Below are 4,101 nucleotides of genomic sequence, written 5' to 3' on the forward strand. Positions count from 1 at the left end.
CGAGCGGATGCCGCTCGCGGGGCCTTTCGGACCAGCTAAAGGAGAAGGTTACATAGCTCGCAGACCAGTTCAGGCGCCGCCCACCCGCGAGGGCCCGCGCATCAACGAGATGATCGATGAGCCGACAGTGCTGCTCATCGATGCCGAAGGCGAAAAGCGGGGCGTGATCCCCACACAGGAAGCCATGAGGCTGGCTGAAGAGGCAGGACTCGATCTCGTCGAGGTCTCGCCCAACACCAAGCCGCCCGTGTGCAAGCTTCTGGATTTCGGCAAATTCAAATATCAGGCCCAGAAAAAGGCCAACGAGGCGCGCAAGAAGCAGAAGACCGTCGAGGTCAAGGAAATCAAGATGCGCCCGAACATTGACACGCATGACTATGACGTGAAGATGAAGAGCATGCTTCGCTTCTTCGAGGAAGGCGACAAGGTCAAGGTCACGCTGCGCTTCCGTGGCCGCGAAATGGCGCATCAGGAGCTCGGTATGCAGCTTCTCATTCGCGTCAAGGACCAGGTCGAGGAGATTGCCAAGGTCGAGGCGCATCCGCGTCTCGAAGGCAGACAGATGGTCATGGTGCTGGCGCCGAAGTAAGGCCGCCGCTCCGGACCGGGGACGAGGAAAGGCTCGACGCCGCAGGGCGCCGGGCCTTTTCCTTTTGCCCTCAGGCGAGCACGTCTTTTAGCACATCCGGCCGGTCGGTGAGGATCGCGTCGACGCCGAGCGCGGCAAGTCTCGTCATGTCCGCAGGCGCATCGACCGTCCAGCAGGACAATTCGAGCCCGAGCGATTTCGCCTGTGCCGACGTCTCGGCGTTGATGTCGCCGAACCAGGCGAACCAGCCGTCGGCGGGCGCCGCCGCGATCGCTTTCAGCATCCGTTCGGCGAAATCGCGGCCCGTCTGGTCGCGCCAGTCGAAGCCCGCCGCCCAGGGCGCTCCGCTGGCGGAGGCGGCGCGCAGCGCCGCATCTTCCGACCATTCGGGATCGCGTGCGGCCGACGAGTCCGTCGGATCGATCTGGTAGAAAGGAAGCGTCGTGAAGGCGTTGCGGATTTCCGGCGCGATCTTTTTGGCATGCGCGAGCGCCCGCCAGTCGAAGGAGACGAAAACGGTCTGGGCCGACATGCCCGCCTTGCGGGCGAGATCGACCGCCGCTTCCGCCAGCGGCTCGGGCGCGGCCGATTGGGAAAGATCGAGCAGCGCCGTCTTCAGCTCGACATAGAGCCGGAAATCGGGCTTCGCCGCCCGCTTCACGAGGGCGTAGACCTCTTCGAGTTTCGGAATGCGCGCGCCGTCGAAAGGCGTCTGTTCGGGGTAATGGGCGCCATAGCGCGCGCCCGGCCGGAGCCGGCCGATGTCATAGCGTTGCAATTCGGCATAGCTCAGCGACTTCAGAAGAGGCGTCGGCCGTTCGAGCCAGCGGCCGTCCGGTCCCCGCGCGATCGCCGGCTTCAGGCTCTCGTCATGATGGACGACGAGCACCCCATCCCGGCTCAGATGGACGTCGAGCTCGATGCCGTCGGCGCCGGCCGATATGGCGCGCTCGAAAGCTTCCATGGTGTTTTCGGGCCAGAGGCCAGAGCCGCCCCGATGGGCGATCTGAAGCGGTTTGGTCATGGGATCATCTCGAATCGGGAAACGGATGGAGGCTCACATCCGGAATGGCGGCGGAACTCGAAGCTAAGCGGCTGGAGCGTCTTGGTCCATGCCCCGAATGGATCAGACTTTAGTTGTAAGTACTTTTCATCCTTGCCAATAATTATAAGCCATAGGATATATATACCTGAGTTGATTCACACGGGGCCGTCGGGCGGGGCGTCTTCTGCGCAGTATCGGTGGGCTCTCGGCGATGCCGGGGGCGGTCGTGCATTTTGGGCGGAAAGAGGTAACGGTAAAATGTCCTTCTCCGATTTCTGGAGACAGTTGACGGGTCGGCGCCGCATGTCTTTCTACGACAGTCAGCACGTCATGCGACAGGCGATCGCCGAGGTCGGCCCCATCGATCTCACATGCCTGAGCGACGACGCGCTGCGGCGCATCATCGAAGAGGAGCCCGCCTCGGTTCGTGTCGAAGCGGCCCGCCAGCAGCTCGCCTGGCGTACGTCCGGACGCTCCCAGCAGGCCCCGTCCGATATGCGCGTCGCCTTCTGAAACTTGCCCTCCGCGCGGGCGGGCTTGGAAGCTCCGCACACGAGCGCATGAAACGCTCGTAGACGCTCCTTCTTTGCCTATACTCCTCCCAAAAGAAAATCATATGGGAGGATCGCATGAAGTTCGGTGTGTTCTACGAATTGCAGTTGCCCAAGCCTTGGTTGCCGGGCGATGAGGCGCGTCTCTTTCACGAAGCGCTCGATCAGGTCGTGCTTGCGGACAAGCTCGGCTACGATCACGCCTGGGAAGTGGAGCATCACTTCCTCGACGAATATTCTCATTCATCCGCACCCGAAGTATTTCTATCGGCCGCCGCCGCGCGCACGACGCGCATCCGCCTCGGCCACGGCATCCGCCAGGTCATTCCGAACTACAATCATCCCGCACGCACCGCCGAAGGCCTCGCCACGCTCGACATCATCTCGAAAGGTCGTGTCGATTTCGGCATCGGCGAAGGCGCGACGCGTCTGGAACTCGGCGGCTTCAACATTCCAGCCAAGGAAAAGCGCGCCATGGCAATCGAGGCCGGCGAGCAGGTCGCGAACATGATGGTGCTCGACCCTTATCCCGGGTTCGAGGGCAAATATTTCTCGATGCCCTGCCGCAATGTGCTGCCGAAGCCGGTGCAGAGCCCTCATCCGCCGATGTGGATGGCCTGCACCAATCGCGACACGATCAGGGTGGCGGCCTCGCTGGGTCTCGGCGCGCTCGCCTTCTCCTTCCTCGATCCGGCCGAGGCGCATAAATGGTCGGAAATCTATTACGGCATCATCAAGTCCGATGAATGCGTGCCGCTCGGCCATTCGGTGAACGCCAATATCGCGATGGTTTCGAATTTCTCGGTGCATGAGGATCGCGCGGAGGCGATCCGCCGCGGTCACGAGGGCTTCGAATTCTTCGGCTACGCGTTGAACGCGCTCGTCGCCCACGACACGGTGCCCGGCCGCACCGATCTCTGGGGCGACTACATCAAGGCGCGGGGCAATCGTACGCAGGAGGTGATCGACGCGGCCGCCCGTGCCGACGCGATCGCAACCGGCATCGGCACTCCGGACGACATGCGCGCGCATCTGCGCGCTTTCCAGTCGGCCGGCGTCGATCAGGTGATCTTCATGCAGCAGGCCGGCCGCAACCGTCATGATCACATCTGCCAGTCGCTCGAACTCTTCGCCGCCGAGGTGATGCCCGAGTTCAAGGCGGAGGTCGCGGCGCGCGAGGAAAGAAAGGCGCGCGAACTCGCGCCCTATATCGAGGCGGCGCTCGCCCGCAAGAACTGGATGAAGCCGCTCGCCGACAGCGACATTCCGGTGGTCAAGGCCTCCGTCGCCAAGGCGCAGGTCAACCAGGGGAATGCGGCGGAGTGATCCTGCGTTATGGTCTCTCTTTCGCCGTAAAGACGCAATCGTTTCGCCATGAGCGTCCATCACATTGAAGGTGGCCCGTGAAGCACGGGCTGAGTGCGGCGCCGGAAAGGGTACGGAGCCTCGCGCGGACTCGAAACCGTGGCGAATGAAATCCCCACAGGGATTGCCTTCGCTATTGCGGGAGTCGGATCATGCGTTGGACTTTGAAACTCTTCGTACTTGGATTCGTCGTTTTGAGCTCGGCCGGGCTGGCGGGTTGCATCGTGGTGCCCGACGACGGCTACCACCATCACCATCGGGATCATGACGGCTATCGCGGCGGCTATCGCGATTGGCGTTGAGGTGCGGCCCACGAAACTTTTTAAAGGCGCGGTTCGTTTCTGAAGCGGATCGGGGCGAGAGGAGTGCATCATGCGCGGAAGTTTGAGGCTTGCCAGTCTCGTCATGCTCGTCGGCCTTGGAGGCGGGTTGTCTGGCTGCGTGGCCTATCCCGACGGTCCGGACACCTATTCTTATGCGCCGGCCTATGGCTACTATCCGGGTCCGAATTATTACTACGGGCCGGCTTATGTGAGCGGCTCCTTCTATTC

The 4,101-nt window shown here is 62.3% G+C and carries 5 protein-coding genes; 4 read left to right on the forward strand and 1 reads right to left on the reverse strand.

From position 1 onward, the window contains the following. Positions 1-7: 7 nt before the first annotated feature. Positions 8-589 (forward strand): translation initiation factor IF-3, encoded by a 582-nt coding sequence (gene infC / locus VMR03_RS05910; protein WP_325403217.1) that lies wholly within the window; start codon positions 8-10, stop codon positions 587-589. 70 nt (positions 590-659) lie between these two features. Here the strand turns inward: infC and VMR03_RS05915 are convergent, their stop codons facing one another. Next, on the reverse strand, positions 660-1,613 hold the full coding sequence (locus VMR03_RS05915; RefSeq protein WP_325403209.1) for a glycerophosphodiester phosphodiesterase family protein: 954 nt from the start codon (positions 1,611-1,613) through the stop codon (positions 660-662). 279 nt (positions 1,614-1,892) lie between these two features. Between VMR03_RS05915 and VMR03_RS05920 the strand changes: the two genes are divergently transcribed. From VMR03_RS05920 to VMR03_RS05930, 3 genes are all read left to right on the forward strand, one after another. Beyond that, the gene (locus VMR03_RS05920) at positions 1,893-2,147 is read left to right on the forward strand and encodes a hypothetical protein (protein ID WP_325403211.1); all 255 of its coding nucleotides are present in this window, start codon (positions 1,893-1,895) and stop codon (positions 2,145-2,147) included. 116 nt (positions 2,148-2,263) lie between these two features. Further along, positions 2,264-3,511, forward strand: coding sequence for an LLM class flavin-dependent oxidoreductase (locus tag VMR03_RS05925; RefSeq protein WP_325403213.1), 1,248 nt, complete (start codon positions 2,264-2,266; stop codon positions 3,509-3,511). A gap of 191 nt (positions 3,512-3,702) precedes the next feature. Next, complete coding sequence (locus tag VMR03_RS05930) at positions 3,703-3,852, forward strand: hypothetical protein (protein ID WP_325403215.1); 150 nt, start codon at positions 3,703-3,705, stop codon at positions 3,850-3,852. Positions 3,853-4,101 lie beyond the last annotated feature (249 nt).

Origin of the sequence: Parvibaculum sp., assembly GCF_035511255.1 — a bacterium.
In the GTDB taxonomy this organism is placed as follows: Bacteria; Pseudomonadota; Alphaproteobacteria; order Parvibaculales; family Parvibaculaceae; genus Parvibaculum.